Genomic DNA, 24,021 nt, shown 5'->3' with positions numbered 1-24,021 from the left:
CATATAGGTTCCTTCACAGTGTTTAGTAATATAATATTATGTTGTTTATAATACTATGAATAATATACTGTTTATGAAGCAATTATTCTTATCTGTTCAGAAAGAAATTCATATGTATCACAAACCTTCGTTTATGATACGGCACTAAAAGGACAAAAATGCTGATTGGTTATGCACGTGTCTCCAAGGCGGATGGAAATCAGGTATTGGATTTGCAGATCGATGCACTTCAAGGTATTGGAATCACGTACGGACAAATATATGTCGATAAAGCTTCCGGAGCCAAAGACGATCGTCCCGGTTTGGATAACTGCCTTAAAGCGTTGCGCGAAGGGGATACGTTGGTCGTTTGGAAACTGGATCGGTTGGGACGAAATCTCAAACATTTGGTCTCAACTGTCGATGATCTGTCCAGGCGTAATATTGGATTCAAAGTTCTCAGTGGTCAAGGTGCCGATATCGATACGACAACACCTGCGGGAAAAATGGTATTTGGAATATTTGCTGCATTGGCTGAGTTTGAACGTGAGCTTATTCGTGAACGCACTATTGCTGGACTTAATGCTGCTCGCGCACGTGGACGAAAAGGGGGAAGAAAATTTCAGCTCACCAAAGCGCAAATCCGTTTAGCACAAGCAGCAATGTCTAATCGCGATACGTCGGTATCTGAGTTGTGTAAAGAGATCGGTGTTACACGTGCGACACTCTATCGTTATGTCGGACCAACTGGAGAGTTACGAGAATTTGGAAAGAAAGTATTGGGAATTGAAGAGACTCCCTGATTACGATGCCCGCACCGGTGTAATCTGAAAATGCAATCCAAGTGAATGCACTACTTTTGCAATGGTATCAAAACGGGGTTTTGAGCCGGGTGCAAATGTTTTATAAAGACTCTCTCGTCCTAGACCGCTCTCTTGTGCAATTTGGCTCATTCCTCGTGCTTTGGCAATATGACCGATAGCACGGATCAATTCATCGGTATCTCCCTCTTCGAGCACTTGAGTGAGGTATTCGGCAATCGCTTCTTCACTGTCCAAATATTGTGTCATATCAAATAGGCTTAATGTTGCTTCCATTATTCAATTTCCTTTGCTATCTCTATGGCTTTATCAATGTCACGCTGTTGGGTCGATTTATCACCACCGACAAGTAAAATAATAAGTTTATCTCCACGCATCGTGTAATAGAGCCGATAACCAGGCCCCATATCGATACGCATTTCATAAACACTTTCTCCAACACTCTTCACATCACCGAGATTTCCACTTTGTGCTCGCTCAACACGGCGTGCAATCGCAACACGTGCACGCATATCTTTGAGCTTTGTCAGCCATTGTGAAAACTTTTGGGTTTGTTGAATGTTATACATAGACAAATTGTATCCATTTAGATACATAGTGTCAAGAAAGAAGGGTATATTTTAGAAAATGAGTGGGAAAATCTATTGTAATATTTGTTTAGCGTACGATTCTATCCGTTTCGGCACGTGACCCCTAAAAGAACTATGACCGACTCTAAAATTACTTCCGCCAAACGTCTTCTTGCCAGCGGTGTCCCTCCACGTGATGTGGCAAAAGATCTCGGTGTTTCCTTGGCTACACTGTACCGATGGATTCCGGCTTCGGAACAAGAAGTAAATTTAGCTTAACGTACTATATATTCCGTTTTCTCAGGGGACCCCTTAAAACCGTTCTCTTCCAGTGCTTCTTGAATCGTTTCGGCTAAGATTTTGTCATCTTCGAGTAGAAGGATTTTCATTTTTTTTCAAGCTCCTCATAGGTCTCTTTTGCGACATCTCCACGCAGGTATCCTGCCAGTCCTAATAATCCGTCAGTGAGATAGCGGCTTTTATACCCTTTCATCGTGAGATACAAGCGGGCAATTTCGGCTCGGTCATAATGGGGACAAACGGTGATGATCGTTTTGCTTTTATCGATCTCACCTAAGCGTGCGGGGAGCTCGTTGAGAGGGATCGATTTCATAAACGGAAAATTCCACAAGGCATTCTCTTCATGAAAACGGATATCAATAAAAACGGCTTCACCCGATGCGTAGAGTTTCATCGCTTCAGCACTTTTGATTTTCATCGCTTGACGCTCTTCGTAATCAAAACCGGTTAGATATTCATCAAATGTTTCTGCCGTGAGGGTAGAGGCGGTTAAAAAAATTGCCAATAGTGGTGTCAATAGTTTGATTCTCATGAGTTATCCTTGATCTATAGAATTTATTGTATCATTTTTTTTAATGATGATGTTCGATATGCCGGTTACACTGCTCATTGCCGCCATCATACTTTGCCGTTTCGGGTTGGAGGAGAATATGGGTCGCTCCGGCGTGGGAGAGATCATGGCGGAGGGTTTCGATAACGGTTTCCACCTCTTTGAGGCTCATCGCTTCATCGAGGATAATATGGGCGGAAAAATAACGTTCTTTACTGGAGGGGTGACTCAGATGTATATCGTGGGTTTGGCATACCATCGGATGATTCATCACAATTTGTGAGAGTTTTTCAACCATTTTTGGATCGGCACGATCGATTAAACTCTCAAAAGAACGTTTCAGAAGCTTACCGCTGGCGATCAGAATCACCGCCGCAAATACCAGCGATAACACCGAGTCGATCCACGGTATCCCCCATAGGATCATCGCACCTCCGCCTAATACGACAGCAAGGGAGAGAATCGCGTCGCTGGCCATATGCCAAAACGCCGCGCGGACATTAAGATCGTGCTCCGCTTCCTCTGCTTCGTCATCCTCATGGGTATGAACATGTGTGTGTCCTCCCAATATTATCGCACTGGCAGTGTTGACGATCAGTGCTATACCGGCAGTAATCATGGTGAGCCATCCATCCACCGGCATAGGATGTAGTAGACGATCAATTGCCTCTACCGCTACCCAAATCATTAAAAGAGATAAAAAGGCTGCATTGATAAAGGTAGCCATCATCTCAGAGCGGACGTAGCCATACGTCATTTCAGCACTTGCAGGACGATTTGCTAATCCCAAAGCAATTGCGGTAACGATAAGTGCTAAAACATCACTCAGATTATGCCACGCATCAGAGAGAAGGGCGAGTGAACCGCTGATAACCCCGACGGTGCTTTCGATGATGACAATGGCGATATTGAGGGCGATAACCAATCCGACACGGCGTTGGTCGGGTGAGAGGTTTTTGATGAAATTCGTCATGACAGTTTTTTCTCCCCTTTATCAACACCGTACGCCGCAAGCGGAACGTAAACAAGTGTCAGCAATGTCCCTACCAGCAATCCCCCGATGGCGACATCGGCGAGGGGGCTGAGTCTCTCCAGCCCGACCGCCCATTCAAACGCAATCGGGAGCATCCCCGCAATCGTCCCGAACGCCGTCATCATGACGGGACGGAAACGGACTTTGACCGATTCAACGGCGCTTTCATACGGCGGATTGGTTTTTCGGTGCGATTGATAAAAGTCGATCAACAGAACCGAATTTTTGATGATGATCCCAAACAGCAGTAAAATTCCCAGCATTGAGGGCATACAGCTGGGTTTGTCAAACAACAGCATCCCCCATGCCGCACCGATCATCGAGAGGGGGAGAACGAGGATCATCACCCCTGCCAGACGTGCCGAAGCATAGATTGCCGTGAGAACGACGAAGAGCAAGAGGACACCCACCCCGATCGCTTTGAGCATACGCGCAAACGAGTCGTTTAACTGGGCGATATCCCCTTGCTGCGTCACCGTAGTCCCATTGAGCGAGAGTTGCTTAATAACCGCATCCGCATCATCGGTGATATGGGTGATGGGGCGTTTGGCACGGTAGCCGTTGACATCCAGACTGTAAAGGAGCCCGTCACGCTCCAGTTTTGCTGGGGTCATTTGTGTATTGAGTGTCGCAACGGCACTTAAAGGAATGATTCCGGCATTGGAATTGATCGGGAGATTTTCCAATGAGAGAGGGTGCTCTTGGAAACTTCCGTTTAAATAGAGACGGACGGGCTGATTGTTCATCGAGGCGAGATTCCCGCTGAGGGCGACGATTTGACCCCGTATGGGAATCTGGCTCATGATGGAGAGCGGTGTGAGACCATAGGAGAGGGCTTTATCGGCATCGATGACAACATTTATTTCGCTCATATCTTCCCGCCAGCTAGGAGTGATACTGGTGAGTCCGCGAACATCCTGCAACGATGCTATGAGGGTTTGAGCATCGTTGTACAGTTCATCAGGGACGGCGGAGGTGAGCCGTACATCCAGAGGTGCTTTGATCGAGGAGTTCGCCGTTGCCCCGAAATCGTACACATCGACCGATTTGACCCCTGAGAGGGTATTTAGCTCTTTGCGGATCTCCTCTTCGATTTCCCAGAGGGTTTTGGTGCGCTCGAAGCGATTGGTGCACAGAATCGTCATTGAAGCTTCGGTGGAGAGATTGCCGCTTCCCAGTGACAATACTCCCTCTTCGCTTCCGAATGCGGTGGAGCTGGTACGGACATAGGATTGTTTATTCAACCATCCGAAAAACGGTTTGAGTTTGGCCGTCGCATCTTCGACACGATCATTCGAGCTAAAAGAAATTTTGACCTTGATAATCCCCGTATCCATCGGTGGCATCGCATCTTTTCCGATGAGAGGCATGACCACTTTCATACTCACGATAAGCAGTGCCAAAACCCCGACAATGAGGAGCGTTTTACGTAAACGGGTGCGTCCGGTATTGGAAAAACGCAAGATTGAGAGATAGGGAGCAACAAGACGCCCCATCGTGTTTTGATACAAGCGCTCAAATCCTACTTCAAACCGATTTTTGGATACGCCGTTGCGGTAGAGATAAGCGGAAAATTTCGGTATGAGGGTGATGGAGAGGATATACGAGACGATGAGGGCAATGATAAGAGTCGAGATGAGCGGACGGTAGATCGTTTGGGGGAAATCCCCCACGAACATAAGGGGGGCAATAATGACAATGGTGGCGATCGTCCCGGCAAAGACGGGGGCGATCACTTCGCGGGTTCCGTGGATAATCGCATCCTCTAAACTCTCGTGCATCTCGACCAGATGGCGTTCGATGTTCTCCAGTACCACCACGGCATCATCGACGAGCATCCCAAGGGCGAGGATAATCGCCGTATAGACGACGATGTTGAGTTCTCCCCCTCCGAGCCATATAATGCCGATAGTTCCTAAAAAGACGAGAGGGATCGAGACGGCCGCTGCGGCAATGGCGCGTAAGTTGCCCAAGAAAAACATCAAAACAATCAATGTAAAGATGATCGCGTCTCGCAATGCTTCGAGCATATTGGTATTGGCGGTTTCGATCAGGTCACGCTGGGTATCGACGATTTTAAAATCGATATTGGGGTACTCTTTAGCGAGGAGCGCGATCTGTTCACGGGCGGTTTTACTGGTGGCTAAAACACTCCCCTTGGCGGAGCGTTGAATAGCGATGGCGATCGATTCCGTTCCGTTGCCGAAATAGGCGCTAAAAGGTTCCGATTCGCTCCACTCGACACTCGCAATATCACGTAGACGTAGGTTGGGGGCAACGCTGAGATTACCCAGCGATTCAGAATCGCTTTTCTCACCATAATAAGTGAGGGTGGTAAAGCCATCCTTGTTTTTGACGAATCCCAGAGGGGTATCTTTATCTAACGCGGTAATGGTTTTGGCGATGGTGTCGATATCCAGATGCGCGGCAGCGACTTTGATGGGATCGAGGCGGATGCTAAGGGCGCTTTGATGTCCTCCGAACACTTCGACGTTACCGATTCCGGAAGTCGAGAGGAGATGGGGTTTGATAAAACTATCGGCGATTTTACGAATATCGCTCAAGCTCAGTGTTGGATTTTTGGGTGATAACGAAACCACTTCGACGGGGAGAGTAAAGGAACCCGTGACGTAAACGGTGGGATTAAGCCCTGCGGGGAGTTTAGCTTTGGCGGTGGAGAGGGCGTTGGTCACATCGACGGCGGCACCGTCAAGCCCTTTGTCGTATTCAAACTCGGCGCGAACGATCGAGAAGTTCGCCATATTGGTAGAGCTGACGGTGCGGATGAGCCCCAGACGGGCAATCTCCTCTTCGATCGGTTTGGAGACGGAACTGGCGGCGACTTTGGCCGTCATCCCCGGTGCCTGCGTAATCACGACGACAGTAGGTCGTTCCGAATCGGGAAAGAGGTTTTTCGGCAGTGTTGTAAGACCGATAACCCCTGTGATGAGCATCGTTAAGACGATAGCGACCAAATGGTAAGGTCGGCGGTAAAAAAACTCGAACATCGTTTACTCTTTGATGGCGAGGGATGCGCCGCCGAGGAGTTTGAGGAGAATATCGCTTTTGGCAAGGGCAAGGGAGCCGCTTGGTACACTGCTGGCGACAAATCCCTCATCCCCTCTGGCGACAATGCTGATTTCATGCGCTTTGGCACCATGCCCCTCAACCACTAACACATACGCTTTGCCCTCTTTGAGCAAGATCGCTTCGCGTGGCAAATATATCCCGCTACCCTCGAAAGTGAGCATTTTAGCGTCGATACGGGCACCCGATGGGAGATTGACCATCATATCGGCGCGGTATTCATCCATGCCGTTAGCGTTTTGCAAAAAGTGCAGCGGTGCACGGCGGTTCTCATAGAAGAGGCTTTTAGCCGGAGTCCCTAGAGCGACACGCACCCATAGGTAGCCTCCGCTAGCGGCACGAACGGAAGCCAATGGCTTACCGGGAACGGCGACATCCCCAACAGCGGCGAAGGTTTCACCGACGGTTCCATCAACCGAAGAGTGGATGATCGTATAATCAATTTGATTAGAGACTCTTGCCAGGTCAGCTTTGAGTATCGCTATATGTGATTCTTCATTTTGGAGTTGCTCTACAGATACCCCTTTAACGTTATAAAGTTCGCGGCTTCTTTGATGAGCAGCCATTTCATTATTGAGGGATAGTTTCATAGCCTCTTTTTGTGCCATCAAATCATTGTTATCGAGTCGTATTACGACATCCCCTTTTTTCACGTGTGTTCCTGCGGGAGCAATATACAGAATGCTTGCAGGAGATTTAGCACTCAAACTGGCATCGTGATCGTTTTTAACGAGTGCCAATACAGGGGTACTGAGAGTAACATTTCCCTCTTTGGGGAGGAATGTTTTCACGCTCAGGTCGTAACTGCTCAGTGTGGGAGTGGCGGCGTTGGCGGCCATTTTCTTTTTGACCAAGACTACAGCTCCGACGAGGAGTGCTAAGATTAGTAAAATGGTGAGTATTTTTTTCATTGGATGATCTCCTTAAAATCTTTTCCGCTAATGGCGGCGCGTTGGGCAATGTTTTGCCAGAGGGTTGCATCGATGGCATAGAGGGCGGCTTTGGCATTGAAAAGTGCCTCTTCGTAGCGGAGGTACTCTTCTTGAACCATCCGCTGTGTAGCGTAAGCGACTTTGGCCGTTTTGAGCATGTCTTCGTAGTTAGCGATACTTTGCAGCGCAAGGGTACGTGATTGTTTCAACGTTGCGTATTGATTTCTCAAAGCGTCATAGGTATTGTCACTCTCCAGTTTGGTTTGCTTTAATGTCGCGTGCGCTTTTTGCTCTTCGAGACGGGAGAGTTCGATGGCGGTTAGCCGCTCTTTATCAAACAGCGGCATAGTAAGATTCAGTGCGACGCTTCCGTAATCGCGTGAGATAGAATCACCGTTGTTGTACGCTTCACCTGTGCGGTGAAAATACGATCCGTTCATCGAGAGTGCGGGGTAGAGAGACTCTTTCGCGGCACGTGTTGAGAGATTGGCGACTTTCACCTCCTGCTCTTTTGCCGATACCGCCAGATATTCCTGATCGTCAAACTCTTGGCTCAAGTGCATATCAACGGAGTGAGTGATAGGTTTATCGATGAGGATCGCAATGGTTTTTTGGGCATCCAAACGAGCGTTTTGAGTCTCTTGGAGTTTGAGACGGGTTTGGTTGATCTGCTCATCCACTTTGGTCAGTTCAATTTCGGCAGCGCGACCGTTGCGGGTTTTTATGAGAAGAGACTCACGCGTTGAGGCGAGTGAACGCTCTTTCGCCTCAAGTGCTAGAGTGAGATTTTCAAGATATCCTAAACGGGCGTTTGAAGCGATCAGGAGCGCATCACGCTCAGCAATGGAAATGCGTCGTTTAAGCTCTTGGGACGTGACGTTTTGGCGCGCTTTTTCGGTATTGGTGAGGAGCGTTTTAACAAACAGAGGCATGGACACCGTGGCGCCTGCTGATGTCATGGTTTGTACAAACGGATACCCTCCGCCGGAAGCACCTATACTCGATGTCTCGGTAGGGGTAACGGGACGCAGACTGGTGGGGGCATTGAAATGCTCGATACTTCCGATAAGCGATACCTTCGGGTAGAGCGCAGCGGTTGCGGCATCGCTTTGGAGTTCCGCGCTGCTGAGCGCAAGGTCTGAGAGTTGTTGGTTGGGGGCTTTATGCGCCGCGTCGAGCCATTCGTGTATCGTATCGGCCGTGAGCGTTGAGCTCATCAACGCCAGAGAGAAGAGAAAAGTTTTTCGTTTCATAGAGACTCTTTGGAAAGGTATTGTTCAAAAACCGCGCTCAATGTTTCAGCAGCGACCAGCCCTTCGATAAAAGGCTTGCCGTTGATGAAGAGGGTCGGATCGCTTGTCGCTCCCGCTTCGATGGCGACTTCAGTATCGGTGATGATGGAGAGGCTCAGCCTCAGCGGCAGATGTTTGACGCCGCACACCAGCCGTTTGGCAAGTTTGAGCGAGAGGGTCGCATCCCCGTAAACGACCCCCTCTAGCAGAGGCCACTGCGGATGAGAGCCGTTGAGGATTTCTCCATATCCCAGCTCGGCACATGTTTCCATTAGATTTTATGTTTCGCAAGAAATCGTTTCAGTCCCTCAGTGGTAAACCCGCCGATATGACGATCGATCTCACACCCTTGTGCGTCATAGACGATCTGTGTCGGGATCATCTGGATTTTCATCGCACGGGCAGCATCACGCTCTTCACCGACGTTGACGAAAAAGATTTTACGTTTAGGGTTGATCTCCATCTCACGGTAAAGGAGCTCTCCCATCTCTTTACACGCTTGGCACATTGTCGAACCCGCTTCGACCATTACGACTTGACCTTTGCCAATCTCTTGTTTGACCAGAGCATACGGGCGCGGCTGTAATTCGGCGCAGTAGAGTGACGCACAAAGTGCGACTAATGAAAACAATTTAATCATGATGTCATCCTTTTAGAGTTGTTGATACGCTAAGGTAAAGAAATAAAGCCCGATAGCGATCAGGGCAAACGAAAAAATTCTCGTCATCCACGAGGTGACAGCAGCAATCTTAGAGTTCGACGCGACGCTTTGGGCAAATCCGACCGATACACCCGCCGCTAAGAGCAGTAATGAGTGTCCTAAGGCAAACGTGAGGACGAGAGCGTAAGCGTACCAATCGGGTGCATTAGCGGCGACGGTGATGATCGCTACCAGTGGAGCGGAAGCACACGGCGTAGAGACGAGACCAAAGAGCATCCCGATGAGAAATGCTCCCACATAGCGAAGAGTGATAAGTCGGCTCATCCAGCGCGATTTATCGATTACTTCGGGCAAAACCCCTAGCGAATAGAGCCCGATGGCGATAGCCAGTATCCCTCCGCCGATGTACGCTTCGAGTGGTGCAATCGAGAAAAAATATCCCATTTTTGCGACCATATAGGCGAGGATAGAGAAACTTACTGCGACACCCAGTGCAAACAGCGATGCGAAGATATAGGTAAAGTGAACTCGTTCACGAGGCGAGAGGTGTGAACTCATCCCTAACGCACTCCCGACTAACAGAGGAACCGAGACGATGGAGCAGGGGGCGAGAGAGGTGAGGGCACCGATACTAAACGCTCCGGCAAAAACGAGTGCGCCGTGTGATTCGAGCAGACCTAAAAGAAAACTCTCCATTAGGATACTTTGATCAGATCGACGATTTCAGCAACGCTAAGAAGTTTCCCGGTACTGAGGACTTTCCCGTCGATCACGAGTCCCGGAGTGCTCATCACTCCGTATTCCATGATTTTCATGATATCTTCAACCTTTTCGATTTGAGCGAATTTGCCGCTTTGCGCTACCGCTTGTTTCGTTGCCTCTTCGAGGGCTTTACATTTGGAACACCCCGTTCCTAAAATTTCGATTTTCATAGTAATTTTCCTTTTCTTATTTTGAGCAACACTCTGATTTAGGCTCTGTGCTCCACCCTTTGGATTGTTCACAACATTGTGACTCTGCCGAACTACTCTCGTCTTTTACTGAACTGCAACATCCCGTGCTTCCGTCACATCCACCGATTCTTTTTTCAAGCGGACACCAGTTTATGAGACCAAAAAATAGGGGAATTACGCCTAGATAGAACCATACGACTCCACTGTATAGTCCATAGCCGATCAATCCTATTCCCAAAGCTATTCTAAACCATCTAGTCATATTCTGTTCTCCTTTTTTGCTGTGTCAAGTAAGCACTTCTGCATCATCGGTGCGAGGGTTTGGGCATCGACATCACCCGTAATAGTAATGGTTGCGCCCCCTTCAACCGATGAGAGTTCGATCCCCTCTATTTTTTGCATAATCGTCGGATCACAGGCACACTCGCATTGACCGTTCTGGCACGCTTCAATTTTTGCACTCAGCTCTTCGGTGCTGAAACCGCCGAGAAACGCCTTGACGCCGCCCGCTTGATTCGTAATATCGATTTTCATACATCCCCCTTTGAATTAAAAAAAATAATGGCAGCACCCAGTACACTGATAAAACCGCCGATGAGATCCCATCTTGTAGGGACAACTTTTTCGACCCCCCACAGCCACGCCACGGAAGAGAGAATATAAATACCGCCGTAGACAGCATAGGCTTTTCCGGCAAATTCGACATCGATTTTTGCCAATGCCCATGCGAATAGAATTAACGACACAACACCCAAAGCAATCCAAAGATTCCCTTTCCCCATTTTAATCGCCATCCAGAATGCGTAACATCCGAAGATTTCGAAAAACGCTGCGGCGATGTAAAAACCTATATCTGCGAATATGAGCATTATATTACCTCTTTGGAGAGATAAGATTCTTCGCGTGATGCTTTGTAGACGGCAAATGCGGCATCGAGATTCATCAAAAAGATTCCGATTCCCACAATAAAATCGGGCCATTGAGATAGGGTTGCGGCTGTGGCGAACCCTGCACCGATAATGGCGATATTGGCAATCGCATCGTTGCGTGCCGATAAAAATGCCGCAAGGCCCAAAGAGCTTTGGGTATTTTTGGATCGTGCGATAATATAGGCGCAAAACAGATTGATGATAAGTGCTGCCGCTCCAGTCATTGTAAGTGTAATAGAAGCAGGGAGCGCAGGATGCAATATTTTATCAAATGCAAAATAGAGGGCATACGCAGAGGGAATCAGCATGATTGCAGCGAGAATCATCCCGACACGAGCTTGGCGCGCTAGTGTCCATCCCAATGCCAATACGATCAAGCCGTTGACAAAAGCATCTTCAAGAAAATCGATTGAATCGGCCATAAGAGAAAGTGAGCTGATATTGAATGCAACGGAAAACTCAATAAAAAAATAGAGAAAATTCAACACGGCAACGATAAAAACTGCCTTTTTTAGTGGAGAAAAGTCGTGATTAGTATGACTCATATTCATCCTTTATAAAATGGCATTAAACAGATATCCGACACCCATAATCCCCAGCGTCACGGTACCGAAAAAGATGGCGATGAGTTTGAGGCTCATCACCCGCTTGAGGATCATCGCTTCAGGGAGGGAGAGGGCGGTGATCGCCATCATAAACGACAATGCCGTCCCCAACAGCATCCCTTTTGAGGTGAGCACTTCGATGAGAGGCATCACCCCTGCGGCGTTGGAGTACATCGGTACCCCCAGCAGTGTCGCGACAGGTACGGCAAAGGGATTGTCAGCCCCCGCGACAGAGGTGATAAACTCGGTCGGGACGTATCCGTGTATAAACGCACCTACCCCGACCCCGATCAAAACATAGAGCCAAATTTTGTGGAGAATATCGAGGGTGTAATCCCACGCGTCACTCAGACGTGTTTTAAACGCAATCTTTTGATCTTTTGCATGGATTTCTCCCTCTATCGGTTTGACCTCGATGAGAACTTCTTTTTCCAATCCCATTCTTCCGATGATGATACCGCCGACAATCGCCACCAGTAAACCAAACCCGATATACAGCGCCGTCACTTTCCAGCCAAATATCCCAAAGAGCATTGCTATGGCGATTTCGTTGTTGAGCGGAGCGGAGATGAGAAAGCTAAACGTCACCCCAAGCGGTATCCGTGCTTGCAAAAAGCCCAAAAAGAGGGGAATCGCCGAACACGAGCAAAATGGGGTGATAATTCCAAAGAGCGCGGCGAGAACATTCCCCGTATATTCATGCTTTTTACTGAGATATTCCCGTACTTTTTCCGTCGAAAAATATGAACGGAGTAAGGTTACGATAAAAATAATAACAATGAGTAAAAAGAGGATTTTGACCGTATCGTAGATGAAAAAATTGAGGGCATCAGAGAGTTTATCCCCCTGAGGCATTTTCAGCCATTCATACACGAGGACGTTGACGCTCTCCTGCCACATGATCAGTCACACAACTCGGATTTGATGATCGGCAAGAGGGTTTCTTCGATAAGAGCGAGTGTTTTTGCATACTCTTCCACTTCTTTGCCGCTTGGGTCTTCGAATGCAACGTGGATCGTTTTAACGGCCTTTGGGAACATCGGGCAGGTCTCGTGCGCATGATCGCAGACAGTCACGACGAGGTCAAACGGAGTATCGATAACGGTATCGATCACTTTGGAATGGTATTCTTCTCTCCAGTATCCTTTCTCTTCGAGAAGGGCTTGTGCATTCGGGTTTACTTTTCCACTGGCTTTAACGCCGGAGCTTTGGGCAAATACACAATCTCCCATTTTAGCGTTGATAAGGGCTTCACCCATGATTGAGCGACAGCTGTTGCCGGTGCAGAGGATAAGGACGTTTTTCATAATTTACAATCTCCAGTTTCAGATAATTTTTTTAAAGGGGGAAGTTCAATCCCCAAACAGCGAATTTCAGCCAACGCTTCACTACGGAAACGATCCAGAGGGGAACGTATAGAGTAATAGGCCCATGTTCCGCACCGATCCACCCGCAAAAATCCCCCGTCTTTAAGGATTTTTAGGTGGCGAGAAAGGCGTGATTGGATCATCCCAAATGAGCTTTGCATATCACAAACACACAGTGCTCCATGCTGATCCAAAAATGCGATTAGCTTCACCCTCGTCTCGTCGTTCAGTGCGGAAATAGTGTCTAAAAAGTTCTCCATAAATCCTCCGATAAACGCATTGTAACCAAACTGAATCAATAAATCAATATATCTTGATATTGAAGATGTATTTAGTTATGATACTCCAATCCGATTGAGGAGAAGCTGATGTTCAAAGACGAAATTTATTTCTTCGTTTTGATTGCTCTTATAACTATAGTGTGTATAGTCGTAGTATTTTGGCTATACCGATGGACTATTCGTAAAAACCGCATTGAATCGATTCATGAACAAAAAGAGCTATTGAACGCTGATAACTCTTCATCCAAAACCAAATAAGGAAAATCCATGTTGAAAGTATTATTCGTTTGTGTCCATAACAGTGCCCGCAGCCAGATGGCGGAAGCGTTTTTTAATCAATACGCTACAGGAATCGACAGCGCAGAGAGTGCCGGAATCAAACCCGGAACGCTTAATTCTTATGTCGTGCGTGCTATGGCTGAAAAAGGGATTGATATATCAGGCAATACTACGAAAGGGGTATTCGATCTTTATAAAGAGGGGAGAACCCTTAGTCACGTTATTGCCGTATGTGACGAAGCGACTCAGCAATGCCCTATTTTCCCGGGAGTGAGCAATATGCTCTCATGGAGTTTTCCTGATCCGTCAAGTTTTAGCGGAAGCGATGAGGAGATTATGGAACAAGTTCGCGTCGTTCGTGATACAATCGAAGCAACGGTAAAAGAATTCATAAATAACCCGAAAGCGGAGAAAAAGTAAATGGCATTAGCAATTGCTCTTTTTTTAGTAACATTAGTATTCATCATCTGGCAGCCTAAGGGGTTACAGATTGGAACATCAGCGGTAGCCGGAGCAATTACTGCGGTTGCTTTAGGTGTTGTTAGCCTCGCTGATGTTTGGACAGTCACTTCCATCGTTTGGGATGCGACACTTGCGTTTATCGGAATCATTCTCCTTTCGATGGTGCTTGATGAGATTGGATTTTTCGAGTGGGCGGCGCTTAAGATGGTTCGTTTATCGAAGGGTAACGGAAATCTCATGTTTATCTATATGATGATTCTAGGAGCACTTGTCGCGGCATTTTTCGCCAACGACGGGGCGGCGCTGATCCTCACCCCGATTATTTTGGCCAAGATGAAATATCTCAAGCTAAATCCCGTCGCGATGTTCGCCTTTTTGATGGCGGGGGGATTTATCGGAGACAGCGCTTCCAATCCGCTTGTAATCTCCAACCTCACTAATATCGTGACGGCAGGATACTTTCAAATAGGTTTTTGGGAATACGCACGGACGATGTTCCTCCCGAACCTCCTCAGTATCATCGCCTCTATCGTTGTGTTGTGGTTGTTTTTCCGAAAAGACATCCCGACCCATATCGATGTCGATAACCTCGCCACTCCTGAATCGGTGATCAAAAATATGACGATGTTCCGTCTCAGCTGGTGGTTCTTGGGATTGCTCATGGTTGGGTATTTCATCGGGGATGCGTATCATCTCCCTATCTCGGTATTCGCCCTCGGCGGTGCATTAGTATTTTTAGCGATTGCGACGTACTTTAAAGCGACGAAACCTGTAGCTACTATCAAGGCAGCGCCGTGGCAGGTCGTATGGTTTAGCATCGGTCTTTATGTAGTCGTCTACGGACTCAAAAACGGCGGGCTAACGACGTATCTCGCAGGGGTAATTACGGAGCTTCAGAGTATGGGAAATGTTTATGCCGTGATCGGAACAGGTTTCCTTTCCGCCATCCTCAGCTCGGTGATGAACAACATGCCGACCATTATGATTATGGACATCGCGATTGCCGAAGCAGGGAACAGTGCATTGGCGTATGCCAATATCATCGGATGTAATCTCGGACCTAAAATGACCCCGATCGGATCACTCGCGACCCTTCTTTGGCTCCATGTTTTGGCGCAAAAAGGGGTCAAGATCGGATGGGGTGAATATATGAAAGTGGGGCTGGTGATCACACCACCGGTATTGTTGGTGGCACTTTTAGGGTTGATTTAATGGGTATGGGGTTATTCCCCAGCCAATCATTGTAAACTGTACCCAACTCCCCGAAGTGTACGGATGTAGTTTTTTCTCTTTTCAGGATCTATTTTTTCTTTTAATCGTGTAATTGCTACATTTACCGTCTCGGTTTTATAGTTCTCTTCGCTTCCCCTTTTCAGTATGTTACAGGTTCTTACGGCATCTTCATTTGCTTTCAGCCACGGTGCAAACGATATCGCGAATGCGATCGGGCCGTTTGCTGCTATCATCGATATTTTGAGAACAGGAACTATTAATGAGGAATCAGCCGTTCCTGTTATGGCTATGGCTACTTTTGGTATTGCGCTAGTAGCAGGGCTCTGGTTTATCGGTAAAGAAGTTATCGATACGGTCGGAAGCCGAATCACCGAAATCTTCCCGGTTACAGGATTTGCAGCAGAACTTGGTGCAACATTGGTTATTCTACTCGCGACCAAAATGGGTATTCCTGTCTCATCAACCCATATTCTCGTCGGTGCAGTCATCGGTATCGGTATGCTTAACCGCAACGCAAACTGGACACTTATGCGTCCAATCGCTATGGCATGGGTTATTACTCTCCCCGCAGCTGCCACTATGGCAGCAATCTTCTTCTTTCTTCTTAAAGCCATTTTTGGCTATTAATATCGTTAATATCTCTGAAAAGGGATATTAACCCTTTAAGACATATAATGTCGACTATGAAAAAGCATAATTTTTGGACTATACTGCTGTTGCTCTCATTTAGTTTCTCCATTCTCCATGCCTTTGTGATTGAAGCAAATGAAACTGAGCACTGTAGCGTTCAAGAGTATGTGCAAGAATTTTCACATTCAAATGATTGCGGTGATGTATGCGATGTGCATCACATGTTCCACATGAGTTACATTACCGTAAATGGCTTATCTCCTATGGAGTTCGATACTCTCTCCTTTACACCGATTTATAATCCTAGATTTTATATCGGCCACAATCCCCCTTCTACATTTCGTCCACCGATAGCCGCTTAATCCTTTTTCCATAAACACCAAGCTATTACACCAAATTTATTGTATTAAAAAAATATTCGTAATTAAGGATTACCCATGAAAACATTATTGACACTTATCACATTAATTTTTGCATTACACGCACAATCGGCTGAAATGACCGCACGAGAACATATGTCGATTCATACCTCCAACTCTCGTCCTTCTGTGCAATTTCAAACTAAACAGAAAATGCACAGAATCCATAAAGTCGATGAAAAGCAGTTGGCACAGTTGGTTCAAAAAGAGACCAAAGAAGCAATAGTCAGTGAAAAATTAACCCACAGAGGCGAAATCCTCTACTACGACGTACGCACTGCAAATTATCGTTTGGAAGTCAATGCACTTGATGGCACCGTTTTGAAACGGGTCAAAAAAGATGACTAAACGATTATTAGGCTTGGCGCTTTGCTCAACGATAAGTTGGGCAGAGAGCTTTGAAGCATTTTTACAACAAGCCGTTACTCAAAGTCCTTATCTCCAAGTCTCTGCGTTAACAATGGATCAAGCACGATTAGAAGGGAACAAGCTAACGCGTTATGATAATCCTACTGTTCAAGCGGAAGTTTCTAAATTTAGCGAACAAAACGGGTATCGCTTCGGCTTCAATCAGCCGGTTCGTGTATGGGGCGTAGGTGAAGACAAAGAACGCATTGCTAGATCGTTATCCACCAATGCAAAAGCCAATATCGCGGTTGAGAGATCCCGTTTTATCAAAGAGCTTTCGCTGTTGTATGTCGACTATGCGCAGGCTCAAAACAATTTGAATCTTGCCAACGAAGAGTTAAAAATCGCTCAAAGTATTAATAACGTCTCAAAAGAGCGTTATGCCAAAGGTTCTTTATCCAAAGCATTACTGCTTCAAGCCGATGTTGCGTATGCTGATGCTCTCTCCAACCGCTTGGAACACGAAAAAGAGGCGATAAAGAGTTATGACGCATTACGTGAGTATGCTGGTTTAAGTGAAGAGATAGCGATTGATGCGGATTATAATTTCATTCGTTTTAGGGATGAGAAACTCAATCCTGATCTAGCGTTATTGACATCGGAAAATGACCTCAAAGCCTCGCAAACAAAACTCGAAACCCGTATCATCGAATCAATCGATGTATTCACAGAATACGAAAAAGAGCCTGATCAAAATATTTACCGTGCAGGAGTTGCGATCCCTTTGCCGATTTTCAATACGAAGCGCGAAGAAAAATCGATTCAAGAACTTCAAATACGTCAAAACGCCTTGTTACTCAAAGCGCAAAATGAGCGTCTCGGTCTTCGAAAAAAGAGTCTGATCAAAGAGATCACCTCTTTGGAAACACTCTTGCAAAAACGCAAAGAAAATCTTAAAAATGCTCAAGAGCTTTTGGGGATGTATCAAGACGCCTATGCGATTGCCAATGTTAATCTTTTAGAACTCTATGAGATTAAAAATCGCCGTATTGAAACGCAACAAGAGATCATTTCTCTCCAATCACAAATTAATCGTTCTACTATCGAATATAACTACCTTCAGGGGGCTTACAATGAGTAAAATACTTTTCAGTTCATTTCTTATCTTTTCAGCAACATTTTTGGGTGCGGTACAAATACCGACCGATACCGTGCAATCACGCCCATTTGGTGCCACGATTAATGTAAATGCCAAAGTGATTCAGCAAAAGAATGATCAACATGCCCTTACATCGTCGTTGGAAGGGTATATTGAAGAATATTACGTCCGCGCCGGTGATACGGTTAAAAAAGGCTCTCAAATCGCACGGTTGCGTTCGGTTGCCCTCTCTAAACTTGCCATCGATTATCAGTCGCTAAAAACCCAATATACCCATTTCGATAAAAATTTTCAATCCGACAAAGCGTTGTATGAGCGGGGGATGATCTCACGGCAGGAGATGACAACCAAACAAATCGAGAGGGATGCACTGCTTTCTCAGATCAAAGGGATCGAAGTCCAGCTCAAAGGCTCTAACGTCAACCCCACATCACTCAAAAACAACGGCAATTCCCACTATGTCTATGCGTCTGCGTCAGGACGGATTGGTGAGATTTTGGAACCAGTAGGTGCGTTTATCAAAGACGAAAAAGTAATGGCAACTATCATTAACGCCGATGCGTTTTATCTGCAATGTTATATCCCTCTGAAATATTCAGCACAGGTGCAAAAAGGGCAAAAAGTTTTGATAAAAAACAATGCCCCTTCTGCGATCTATGGACAAATTAATCGCGTGTTGCCAAGTGTCGATGAAGCTACCCAGCGGATCACTGCCTTAGCCTCATTGGATAAATCCACCTCGTTGTATTTGAATCAGTATGTCGGGGCAACCATCTATACCCAAAAAGATAAAAACTACCTCGCGGTGAAAAAATCGGCACTTACCTTTTTTCAAAACGAATGGGTAGTTTTTGTCCCGACGGTTGCCAAAGCGCATAAAGAAGAGAAAAAAGAAGAGCACGGCAAACATGAAGAACACGATGATCACGAGGAAGAAAAAGCCCCTTATGAAGCCAGAGTGGTTGAAATCATTGCTAAAGATGACCAGTATGTAGCCGTCAAAGGATTGAAGGCCGGGGAACGCTATGTCAGTGATAAAAGCTACTACGTGAAATCGATGCTCCTTAAAGCGGCCATCGGTGAGCACGGTCATTGATGAGGATGCAATTATGATAGAAAAACTCATTGACAGTGCTCTTAAATACCGTATATTGGTATTGGTGGCATTTATTGCCATCATTCTTTTAGGGCTCCGCTCGTATCAGAATATTCCTGTGGATGCCTTTCCCGATATTACCCCTAAACAAGTGGTGATTTATACGGAAAGTCCGGGTAATTCCGCTGAAGATATTGAAAAACTGATCACCTATCCGATTGAATCCGCACTCTCAGGAATGGCAGGGGTTAAAACGGTGATGTCCAACTCTATTTTTGGGCTTTCGTATGTATCGGTTTTCTTTGAAGATGATATGGACATCTATTTCCTGCGTCAACAGGTGAATGAACGCCTTGGAGGCGTAGAGATACCTCAAGGATGGGGAACGCCTGTTTTGGGACCCAATACAACCGGATTAGGTCAGGTGTTTTGGTATCAAATCTATGACAAAACAGGTCGTTTTAGCCTCAGCGAATTGCGCCAAATGCAAGAATACATTGTTGCTCCCTTGTATAAAGGGGTTGCAGGGGTAGAGGAAGTCACAGGATGGGGCGGTCATGAAAAACAATATGACGTTGAAATCGATACCCATAAACTGCAAGATTTCGGGATTACTTATGAAGAGGTGGTTCAAGCACTGGAAAAAAGCAATACCGCCGCAGGTGGGCAGTATTTGGAGTTCAATAAAGAACAGTATCTTATCCGAGGGGTAGGACTTTATAGCTCTTTGGATGATATTCGCAATACTCCTATCAAAGCATTGAAAGGCGAATCGATCACAATCAACGATGTCGCTGACGTTAAAGAGGGGACTTCTCCGCGTTTTGGTGCCGTCTCCATCGATGGAAAAGAAGCGGTGATGGGAATGGTGCTTCAACGTACCCAAACCAATGCCGCTGAAGTCGTTGAACAGCTCAAAGCAAAAACCGCAATGGTCAATTCAACCCTGCCCGATGGGGTGAGCGTGAGAATGCTCTATGATCGTACCGAAATTACGAAAAAAGCGGTTGAGACCATGGATATCGCGCTATTGAGCGGTATGGTATTGGTAGGGATTGTTCTGTTTTTATTTTTGTTTGAATTACGCTCTGCTTTTATCGTCATTCTCTCACTTCCTATATCGCTATTGATTGCATTTTTGCTGATGGAGTATTTTGGCTTGAGTGCCAATTTGATGAGTTTGAGCGGACTTGCCATAGCGGTGGGGATGATTGTGGATGGTACGGTCGTTATCGTCGAAAACAGTTTTCGAAAACTTCACGATCATCCTGATGCTTCAAAGTTTGAAGTCATAGCAGGAGCCGCTAAAGAAGTTTCGACTCCGGTGACGTTTGCCATTTTAATTATTGCCATCGTATTTATACCGTTACTCAGTCTGGATGGATTAGCAGGCAAGCTTTACGTCCCCATGGCGCTTAATATCACGTTTGTTATGCTGGGATCGCTTGCGGTTGCTCTGATCTTGGTGCCGGTACTTGCAACGTACCTTCTTAAGCCAACGGCACATCACGATAATAGCGTGATGCGTTCCATCAAAAAGCGTTATACCCCGATGTTAAATTTCGCACTGAATCATGCAAAACAAATGTTCATTGCCGTGAGTATCCTTTTTGCGATTTCTGTCGCATTTTTGACGCAGCAAGGGCGTGAGTTTATGCCGGAGCTTAACGAAGAGTCGATCATGTATCGAGTTACCTCCATTCCCGGTACAGGCTTGTCTCAATCGACACAGACGGCGCAAGAGATTGAACGCTTTATCCTCAAGCATCACGGTGATGAAGTCCAGTCCGTTCTCTCAATGATCGGTCGAAGTGAAAAAGGGGAAACCGCTCAGGCAAATTATATGGAGGTACTGTTGATTCTCAAGCCTGACTTGGAAGGGTATGAACAACTCTCTAAAACCATCGATACTGAACTGGAAAAAGAGTTTACCTATGTTCAATTTACTCCTACTCAGCCGATTGCTATGCGTATCGAAGAGTTGCTTGAAGGGGTTAAGGCAGAACTTGCCATTAAAGTGTACGGTGAAGATCAAAAGATTCTTGATGAGATTGCCGCCAATATCCAAGAGAGTATTGGTTCGATCGATGGAATGGAGGGAATGGAGATCGAATCACAACTGGGTCAGGCGCAAATTAAAATTGAACCTGATTATCAGGCATTAGCCCGTTATGGGATCAGCGTTGATGAGATTATGGAGGTGATTCGTTACGGTATCGGTGAAGAGCCTGCGACCTACATGATCGAGGGTGTGCGCCGCTACGGTATCGTCCCAAAAATCAAAGATGCCAAAATCGATATTGAAACGATCAAAAACATTCCGATTCGTACCCATGAGGGGAACATGGTAAGTTTGGATGAAGTATGCCGAATCGATACAGTGCAGGGTTCGTCGTTTATCAAACGGGAAAACATGAGCCGCTATCTCGTTATTTCTCTCGATGTCGAAGGTCGCGATATCGCGTCGTTCGTCAAAGAAGCCGATGCTAAAATCACCCAGAGCGTCGATTTGCCGGAGGGGTATTACATCGGATGGGCAGGGGATTTTAAAAATATGCAAGAAGCGACGCAAAAGCTTATGATCATTATCCCAATTACCCTGTTGGTTATTATTTTACTGTTGTACATGGCATTTAACTCATTGTCTAAAGCAGGGTTGATTTTGCTTAATGTTCCGTTTGGGTTGATTGGGGCGATATTCGCTTTAGTCATTAGCGGAGTCTATCTGTCGGTATCGGCGATTGTCGGGTTTATCGCTATCTTTGCCATTGCGGTACTGAACGGGATTGTTTTAGTAAGTTTTATCGATGAGATGCGGGCTAAATTTCCCGATGTTGAACTCAAAGAGGTGATCAAGAATGCAACGCTTCTTCGTCTGCGTCCGGTTCTTATGACCGCTTCGACGGCATTGCTCGGTATTTTACCTTTGCTTTTTGCAACGGGTGTGGGGAGTGAAATTCACTATCCTCTTGCTATCGTTGTAACAGGTGGAATTATCAGTTCGACATTCCTAACACTGATGATCTTACCATCGGCGTATTGGCTTTTTTATCGGAAAGGATCGGCTGTTTCACAAAAATAAAGCCTACTATTTAAATCGAGACGATCCGCGATATAGTGGATCGTTTTCATATAAGAATGACGAATTTCGATGAGATTTGCTCTGAAGAGATCTCTGTATTTTTCAATATAATAAACCTTAGGTTAACCAAATTTAAACTCTAGTATCTATTTCAATTCATCTTATTAGCCTTTAATTTACATTAATTATTCAATATTTACATATTATTGTAAATAATACCTATTTTATGCTAATATAAGTTTATGAAGTATAAAGATGCACTATTCCATTACATAGAAACCACAACTGGCTATGGCATACAAGAAAAAGAACTCACTATGAGTTTGCCCTTATATATTCAAGCTGGATATGATCTATGGAGCTGTAGTGTTAGTGGTTTCGGAGTTGTATTTGCTCATGTTAAAGATACAACTACCGATATGCGAATTCACTATAATGCTGTACGTAAAATTGAGGAAAAGTGCCCATGCTACGTCGTATTGGTTTTTGACTCTTTAGGAAGCAGAAATATCAATCGTTTAATTGAAAAACGCCAATCTTTCGTCATCATAGACAAATATGTTTATATGCCGTTTGCACTAATGCAAATGAAATCAGAAAAATTACTGCCAATATCGCGTAAAAATTTCCAGTCACTCACTCCCGATGCTGATATGATCCTAATCGGTTATTTGAATAAAAACATACAATCAGGTTTTATGATTTCACAAATTGCTTCCATGATTAACAGAGATATCCGTGCGACATCAGCTGCTTTGTCTATTTTGGAATCATTTGAATATGTGCGAATAGAAAAAGAAGGACGTAGTAAACGCATTGTTTTCAATTCACCTGAAGATGTCTATGATCGCTTGAAAGAAGAAGGAATATCACCAATAAAATATGTTTTTTATTCTGATTCTCCTATGCTCGATCACCCTATAATGAATAGTGGATATTCTGCATTATCAGTGTTTTCTACCTTAATGGATGAACGTATACCGACAAGAGCAATGAGTTCAAAAATTCGAATGCGCCACTTTTCCGAACTCAATGAATGTGAAAAAGAAAACGCTCAATTTCGTATAGAAGTGTGGGATCGTGATCCATCCATTTTTGCAGTAGACGACAACGTTAATCCTCTCTATGTTTTGCGAACTTTACGAAAAGAAAATGATGAACGTACTCAATACGCACTCGAACTACTCGAACAAGAGATTATGAAAAAATTTGAAGGTAACTAAGATGAAAGAAACTGATTACATAGGGTTAAGTCATTTCCAGCAATATTGCAAAGATTTAGAGGATATGTACGTTGTTGTAGGGGGCTTTGCAACGGTTATGCTACTTGATGAAGGTTTAGGTGATGGTCACGGTAAAGCTACTCATGATATTGATCTTGTATTATTAACCACATCATCGGTTGAGATGTCTCAAAGAATCAAACAATACGTCCAAGAGGGTAAATACGAAATACAAAAAGGTGACAAAGATCAGTATCACTATTACCGATTCGTTAAACCTGAGACAGAAGGATTTGCAAAAGAGATAGAACTTTTTGCTTCTAATGAAAACGATCTTCATTTGGATGAAAATCAACGGATTATCCCTATTGATCCGGAAGAGGGTCTCTATTCATTATCAGCGATCATGCTGGACTCGGAATATTTTGAGATGATCAAAAACAATGTAAGCATGTCAGCAATTGCACCTTGTACCAATACCCAGGCTACTATTATGCTAAAAATGTCCGCATTTTACGATCTCAGAGCAAGAAATGATAATAAATGGAAGAAACATCGGCAAGACATTTTAAAATTATCCTTGCTCTTAACCGGCGATGAAAGAATTCAAATGACCGGTAAAATGATGGAACATTTTGAAAGTTTTATAACTCATTTAGAACAAGAAGTAGATCAAAAAATGATTAAAACCATTGTCAATGGAATGGTTACTATAGATAAAGGGCTTACGC

30 protein-coding genes and 2 pseudogenes are annotated in these 24,021 nt (G+C 45.3%); 13 read left to right on the top strand and 19 right to left on the bottom strand.

Annotated features, from left to right (window positions below; translation table 11 throughout):
* Positions 1-158 precede the first annotated feature (158 nt).
* Complete coding sequence (locus PHR02_RS08340) at positions 159-782, top strand: recombinase family protein (RefSeq protein WP_013450045.1); 624 nt, start codon at positions 159-161, stop codon at positions 780-782.
* Here PHR02_RS08340 and PHR02_RS08335 read toward each other — a convergent pair whose 3' ends face one another.
* Positions 783-1,076, bottom strand: a complete 294-nt coding sequence (locus PHR02_RS08335; RefSeq protein ID WP_299991001.1) for an addiction module antidote protein — start codon at positions 1,074-1,076, stop codon at positions 783-785.
* The gene (locus tag PHR02_RS08330) at positions 1,076-1,369 is read right to left on the bottom strand and encodes a type II toxin-antitoxin system RelE/ParE family toxin (protein WP_299990999.1); all 294 of its coding nucleotides are present in this window, start codon (positions 1,367-1,369) and stop codon (positions 1,076-1,078) included. Before PHR02_RS08330 ends, PHR02_RS08335 begins: the two co-directional genes overlap by 1 nt.
* 135 nt (positions 1,370-1,504) lie before the next feature.
* Here PHR02_RS08330 and PHR02_RS08325 point away from each other — a divergent pair.
* Positions 1,505-1,648: pseudogene (locus PHR02_RS08325) on the top strand (helix-turn-helix domain-containing protein); the annotation flags it as partial.
* Positions 1,649-1,754: 106 nt separating this feature from the next.
* Here the strand turns inward: PHR02_RS08325 and PHR02_RS08320 are convergent.
* From PHR02_RS08320 to PHR02_RS08245, 16 genes are read right to left on the bottom strand one after another with little or no spacing between them, the layout of a single operon-like run.
* A complete protein-coding gene (locus PHR02_RS08320) occupies positions 1,755-2,201 on the bottom strand; it encodes a rhodanese-like domain-containing protein (RefSeq protein ID WP_299990997.1) in 447 nt (148 codons plus the stop codon).
* Between the two features lie 40 nt (positions 2,202-2,241).
* Positions 2,242-3,192, bottom strand: coding sequence for a cation diffusion facilitator family transporter (locus tag PHR02_RS08315; RefSeq protein ID WP_299990996.1), 951 nt, complete (start codon positions 3,190-3,192; stop codon positions 2,242-2,244).
* Positions 3,189-6,260, bottom strand: coding sequence for an efflux RND transporter permease subunit (locus PHR02_RS08310; RefSeq protein ID WP_299990994.1), 3,072 nt, complete (start codon positions 6,258-6,260; stop codon positions 3,189-3,191). Before PHR02_RS08310 ends, PHR02_RS08315 begins: the two co-directional genes overlap by 4 nt.
* 3 nt (positions 6,261-6,263) lie before the next feature.
* Positions 6,264-7,250 (bottom strand): efflux transporter periplasmic adaptor subunit, encoded by a 987-nt coding sequence (locus PHR02_RS08305; RefSeq protein WP_299990992.1) that lies wholly within the window; start codon positions 7,248-7,250, stop codon positions 6,264-6,266.
* Positions 7,247-8,524 carry a TolC family protein gene (locus tag PHR02_RS08300; protein WP_299990990.1) on the bottom strand — a complete coding sequence of 426 codons (1,278 nt, stop codon included), beginning with the start codon at positions 8,522-8,524 and terminating at the stop codon, positions 7,247-7,249. The genes PHR02_RS08305 and PHR02_RS08300 overlap by 4 nt, the downstream gene beginning before the upstream one ends.
* Positions 8,521-8,835, bottom strand: coding sequence for a hypothetical protein (locus PHR02_RS08295; RefSeq protein ID WP_299990988.1), 315 nt, complete (start codon positions 8,833-8,835; stop codon positions 8,521-8,523). Before PHR02_RS08295 ends, PHR02_RS08300 begins: the two co-directional genes overlap by 4 nt.
* Positions 8,835-9,203: a thioredoxin family protein gene (locus PHR02_RS08290; RefSeq protein ID WP_299990986.1), complete on the bottom strand. Its 369-nt coding sequence runs from the start codon at positions 9,201-9,203 to the stop codon at positions 8,835-8,837. The genes PHR02_RS08295 and PHR02_RS08290 overlap by 1 nt, the downstream gene beginning before the upstream one ends.
* A gap of 12 nt (positions 9,204-9,215) precedes the next feature.
* Positions 9,216-9,920 carry a cytochrome c biogenesis protein CcdA gene (locus tag PHR02_RS08285; protein WP_299990984.1) on the bottom strand — a complete coding sequence of 235 codons (705 nt, stop codon included), beginning with the start codon at positions 9,918-9,920 and terminating at the stop codon, positions 9,216-9,218.
* On the bottom strand, positions 9,920-10,156 hold the full coding sequence (locus tag PHR02_RS08280; RefSeq protein WP_299990982.1) for a thioredoxin family protein: 237 nt from the start codon (positions 10,154-10,156) through the stop codon (positions 9,920-9,922). Before PHR02_RS08280 ends, PHR02_RS08285 begins: the two co-directional genes overlap by 1 nt.
* Before the next feature lie 16 nt (positions 10,157-10,172).
* Entirely contained in the window at positions 10,173-10,439 is a 267-nt protein-coding gene (locus PHR02_RS13605) for a DUF2892 domain-containing protein (RefSeq protein WP_366141177.1), read from the bottom strand.
* Positions 10,436-10,711 (bottom strand): hypothetical protein, encoded by a 276-nt coding sequence (locus tag PHR02_RS08270; RefSeq protein ID WP_299990980.1) that lies wholly within the window; start codon positions 10,709-10,711, stop codon positions 10,436-10,438. The genes PHR02_RS13605 and PHR02_RS08270 overlap by 4 nt, the downstream gene beginning before the upstream one ends.
* Positions 10,708-11,046 (bottom strand): YnfA family protein, encoded by a 339-nt coding sequence (locus tag PHR02_RS08265; protein WP_299990978.1) that lies wholly within the window; start codon positions 11,044-11,046, stop codon positions 10,708-10,710. Before PHR02_RS08265 ends, PHR02_RS08270 begins: the two co-directional genes overlap by 4 nt.
* Complete coding sequence (locus PHR02_RS08260; RefSeq protein WP_299990976.1) at positions 11,046-11,651, bottom strand: cation transporter; 606 nt, start codon at positions 11,649-11,651, stop codon at positions 11,046-11,048. Before PHR02_RS08260 ends, PHR02_RS08265 begins: the two co-directional genes overlap by 1 nt.
* Positions 11,652-11,660: 9 nt before the next feature.
* A complete protein-coding gene (locus tag PHR02_RS08255; protein ID WP_299990974.1) occupies positions 11,661-12,611 on the bottom strand; it encodes a permease in 951 nt (316 codons plus the stop codon).
* Positions 12,612-12,613: 2 nt separating this feature from the next.
* Complete coding sequence (locus tag PHR02_RS08250) at positions 12,614-13,018, bottom strand: arsenate reductase ArsC (RefSeq protein WP_299990972.1); 405 nt, start codon at positions 13,016-13,018, stop codon at positions 12,614-12,616.
* Positions 13,015-13,338: a metalloregulator ArsR/SmtB family transcription factor gene (locus PHR02_RS08245; protein WP_299991005.1), complete on the bottom strand. Its 324-nt coding sequence runs from the start codon at positions 13,336-13,338 to the stop codon at positions 13,015-13,017. Before PHR02_RS08245 ends, PHR02_RS08250 begins: the two co-directional genes overlap by 4 nt.
* A gap of 108 nt (positions 13,339-13,446) precedes the next feature.
* Here PHR02_RS08245 and PHR02_RS08240 point away from each other — a divergent pair, with 108 nt between their 5' ends.
* Genes PHR02_RS08240 through PHR02_RS08230 form a run of 3 tightly spaced genes read left to right on the top strand, consistent with a single transcriptional unit; the run spans position 13,447 to position 15,312 of the window.
* Positions 13,447-13,617, top strand: a complete 171-nt coding sequence (locus PHR02_RS08240; protein WP_299990971.1) for a hypothetical protein — start codon at positions 13,447-13,449, stop codon at positions 13,615-13,617.
* A gap of 9 nt (positions 13,618-13,626) precedes the next feature.
* Complete coding sequence (locus PHR02_RS08235; RefSeq protein WP_299990970.1) at positions 13,627-14,058, top strand: arsenate reductase ArsC; 432 nt, start codon at positions 13,627-13,629, stop codon at positions 14,056-14,058.
* The gene (locus tag PHR02_RS08230; RefSeq protein WP_299990968.1) at positions 14,059-15,312 is read left to right on the top strand and encodes an arsenic transporter; all 1,254 of its coding nucleotides are present in this window, start codon (positions 14,059-14,061) and stop codon (positions 15,310-15,312) included.
* A 26-nt stretch (positions 15,313-15,338) separates the two neighbouring features.
* On the opposite strand, the gene PHR02_RS13600 is transcribed toward PHR02_RS08230, so the two are convergent.
* Positions 15,339-15,566 carry a winged helix-turn-helix domain-containing protein gene (locus PHR02_RS13600; protein ID WP_366141175.1) on the bottom strand — a complete coding sequence of 76 codons (228 nt, stop codon included), beginning with the start codon at positions 15,564-15,566 and terminating at the stop codon, positions 15,339-15,341.
* Here PHR02_RS13600 and PHR02_RS08220 point away from each other — a divergent pair.
* The 8 genes and pseudogenes from PHR02_RS08220 to PHR02_RS08185 all read left to right on the top strand — a co-directional run.
* A pseudogene (locus PHR02_RS08220) lies at positions 15,469-15,960 on the top strand (inorganic phosphate transporter); the annotation flags it as partial. The gene PHR02_RS13600 and the pseudogene PHR02_RS08220 overlap by 98 nt on opposite strands.
* A 56-nt stretch (positions 15,961-16,016) precedes the next feature.
* On the top strand, positions 16,017-16,325 hold the full coding sequence (locus tag PHR02_RS08215; RefSeq protein ID WP_299990967.1) for a hypothetical protein: 309 nt from the start codon (positions 16,017-16,019) through the stop codon (positions 16,323-16,325).
* 75 nt (positions 16,326-16,400) lie between these two features.
* Positions 16,401-16,730 carry a hypothetical protein gene (locus tag PHR02_RS08210; protein WP_299990966.1) on the top strand — a complete coding sequence of 110 codons (330 nt, stop codon included), beginning with the start codon at positions 16,401-16,403 and terminating at the stop codon, positions 16,728-16,730.
* On the top strand, positions 16,723-17,871 hold the full coding sequence (locus PHR02_RS08205) for a TolC family protein (RefSeq protein WP_299990964.1): 1,149 nt from the start codon (positions 16,723-16,725) through the stop codon (positions 17,869-17,871). The genes PHR02_RS08210 and PHR02_RS08205 overlap by 8 nt, the downstream gene beginning before the upstream one ends.
* The gene (locus PHR02_RS08200) at positions 17,864-18,985 is read left to right on the top strand and encodes an efflux RND transporter periplasmic adaptor subunit (RefSeq protein WP_299990962.1); all 1,122 of its coding nucleotides are present in this window, start codon (positions 17,864-17,866) and stop codon (positions 18,983-18,985) included. Before PHR02_RS08205 ends, PHR02_RS08200 begins: the two co-directional genes overlap by 8 nt.
* Before the next feature lie 13 nt (positions 18,986-18,998).
* Positions 18,999-22,067, top strand: a complete 3,069-nt coding sequence (locus PHR02_RS08195; RefSeq protein ID WP_299990961.1) for a CusA/CzcA family heavy metal efflux RND transporter — start codon at positions 18,999-19,001, stop codon at positions 22,065-22,067.
* Positions 22,068-22,309: 242 nt separating this feature from the next.
* On the top strand, positions 22,310-23,290 hold the full coding sequence (locus tag PHR02_RS08190; RefSeq protein ID WP_299990959.1) for a hypothetical protein: 981 nt from the start codon (positions 22,310-22,312) through the stop codon (positions 23,288-23,290).
* Between the two features lies 1 nt (position 23,291).
* Positions 23,292-24,021 (top strand): hypothetical protein (locus PHR02_RS08185; protein ID WP_299990958.1); only part of this gene is annotated, 730 nt, incomplete at its 3' end.

This window comes from Sulfuricurvum sp. (assembly GCF_028688295.1).
GTDB lineage: Bacteria > Campylobacterota > Campylobacteria > Campylobacterales > Sulfurimonadaceae > Sulfuricurvum.
This window is presented reverse-complemented; position numbering and strand designations above follow the sequence as displayed.

Excerpts from the sequence above, each read along its gene's own strand:
- PHR02_RS08260 (WP_299990976.1), bottom strand. The coding sequence starts at position 11,651 with ATGAGTCATACTAATCACGACTTTTCTCCACTAAAAAAGGCAGTTTTT.
- PHR02_RS13600 (WP_366141175.1), bottom strand. The coding sequence starts at position 15,566 with ATGATAGCAGCAAACGGCCCGATCGCATTCGCGATATCGTTTGCACCG.
- PHR02_RS08300 (WP_299990990.1), bottom strand. The coding sequence starts at position 8,524 with ATGAAACGAAAAACTTTTCTCTTCTCTCTGGCGTTGATGAGCTCAACG.
- PHR02_RS08245 (WP_299991005.1), bottom strand. The coding sequence starts at position 13,338 with ATGGAGAACTTTTTAGACACTATTTCCGCACTGAACGACGAGACGAGG.
- PHR02_RS08310 (WP_299990994.1), bottom strand. The coding sequence starts at position 6,260 with ATGTTCGAGTTTTTTTACCGCCGACCTTACCATTTGGTCGCTATCGTC.
- PHR02_RS08190 (WP_299990959.1), top strand. The coding sequence starts at position 22,310 with ATGAAGTATAAAGATGCACTATTCCATTACATAGAAACCACAACTGGC.
- PHR02_RS08295 (WP_299990988.1), bottom strand. The coding sequence starts at position 8,835 with ATGGAAACATGTGCCGAGCTGGGATATGGAGAAATCCTCAACGGCTCT.
- PHR02_RS08265 (WP_299990978.1), bottom strand. The coding sequence starts at position 11,046 with ATGCTCATATTCGCAGATATAGGTTTTTACATCGCCGCAGCGTTTTTC.
- PHR02_RS08205 (WP_299990964.1), top strand. The coding sequence starts at position 16,723 with ATGACTAAACGATTATTAGGCTTGGCGCTTTGCTCAACGATAAGTTGG.
- PHR02_RS08280 (WP_299990982.1), bottom strand. The coding sequence starts at position 10,156 with ATGAAAATCGAAATTTTAGGAACGGGGTGTTCCAAATGTAAAGCCCTC.
- PHR02_RS08315 (WP_299990996.1), bottom strand. The coding sequence starts at position 3,192 with ATGACGAATTTCATCAAAAACCTCTCACCCGACCAACGCCGTGTCGGA.
- PHR02_RS08330 (WP_299990999.1), bottom strand. The coding sequence starts at position 1,369 with ATGTATAACATTCAACAAACCCAAAAGTTTTCACAATGGCTGACAAAG.
- PHR02_RS08335 (WP_299991001.1), bottom strand. The coding sequence starts at position 1,076 with ATGGAAGCAACATTAAGCCTATTTGATATGACACAATATTTGGACAGT.
- PHR02_RS08290 (WP_299990986.1), bottom strand. The coding sequence starts at position 9,203 with ATGATTAAATTGTTTTCATTAGTCGCACTTTGTGCGTCACTCTACTGC.
- PHR02_RS08270 (WP_299990980.1), bottom strand. The coding sequence starts at position 10,711 with ATGAAAATCGATATTACGAATCAAGCGGGCGGCGTCAAGGCGTTTCTC.
- PHR02_RS08285 (WP_299990984.1), bottom strand. The coding sequence starts at position 9,920 with ATGGAGAGTTTTCTTTTAGGTCTGCTCGAATCACACGGCGCACTCGTT.
- PHR02_RS08305 (WP_299990992.1), bottom strand. The coding sequence starts at position 7,250 with ATGAAAAAAATACTCACCATTTTACTAATCTTAGCACTCCTCGTCGGA.
- PHR02_RS08235 (WP_299990970.1), top strand. The coding sequence starts at position 13,627 with ATGTTGAAAGTATTATTCGTTTGTGTCCATAACAGTGCCCGCAGCCAG.
- PHR02_RS08240 (WP_299990971.1), top strand. The coding sequence starts at position 13,447 with ATGTTCAAAGACGAAATTTATTTCTTCGTTTTGATTGCTCTTATAACT.
- PHR02_RS08250 (WP_299990972.1), bottom strand. The coding sequence starts at position 13,018 with ATGAAAAACGTCCTTATCCTCTGCACCGGCAACAGCTGTCGCTCAATC.
- PHR02_RS08210 (WP_299990966.1), top strand. The coding sequence starts at position 16,401 with ATGAAAACATTATTGACACTTATCACATTAATTTTTGCATTACACGCA.
- PHR02_RS08230 (WP_299990968.1), top strand. The coding sequence starts at position 14,059 with ATGGCATTAGCAATTGCTCTTTTTTTAGTAACATTAGTATTCATCATC.
- PHR02_RS08215 (WP_299990967.1), top strand. The coding sequence starts at position 16,017 with ATGAAAAAGCATAATTTTTGGACTATACTGCTGTTGCTCTCATTTAGT.
- PHR02_RS08200 (WP_299990962.1), top strand. The coding sequence starts at position 17,864 with ATGAGTAAAATACTTTTCAGTTCATTTCTTATCTTTTCAGCAACATTT.
- PHR02_RS08320 (WP_299990997.1), bottom strand. The coding sequence starts at position 2,201 with ATGAGAATCAAACTATTGACACCACTATTGGCAATTTTTTTAACCGCC.
- PHR02_RS08195 (WP_299990961.1), top strand. The coding sequence starts at position 18,999 with ATGATAGAAAAACTCATTGACAGTGCTCTTAAATACCGTATATTGGTA.
- PHR02_RS08340 (WP_013450045.1), top strand. The coding sequence starts at position 159 with ATGCTGATTGGTTATGCACGTGTCTCCAAGGCGGATGGAAATCAGGTA.
- PHR02_RS08255 (WP_299990974.1), bottom strand. The coding sequence starts at position 12,611 with ATGTGGCAGGAGAGCGTCAACGTCCTCGTGTATGAATGGCTGAAAATG.
- PHR02_RS13605 (WP_366141177.1), bottom strand. The coding sequence starts at position 10,439 with ATGACTAGATGGTTTAGAATAGCTTTGGGAATAGGATTGATCGGCTAT.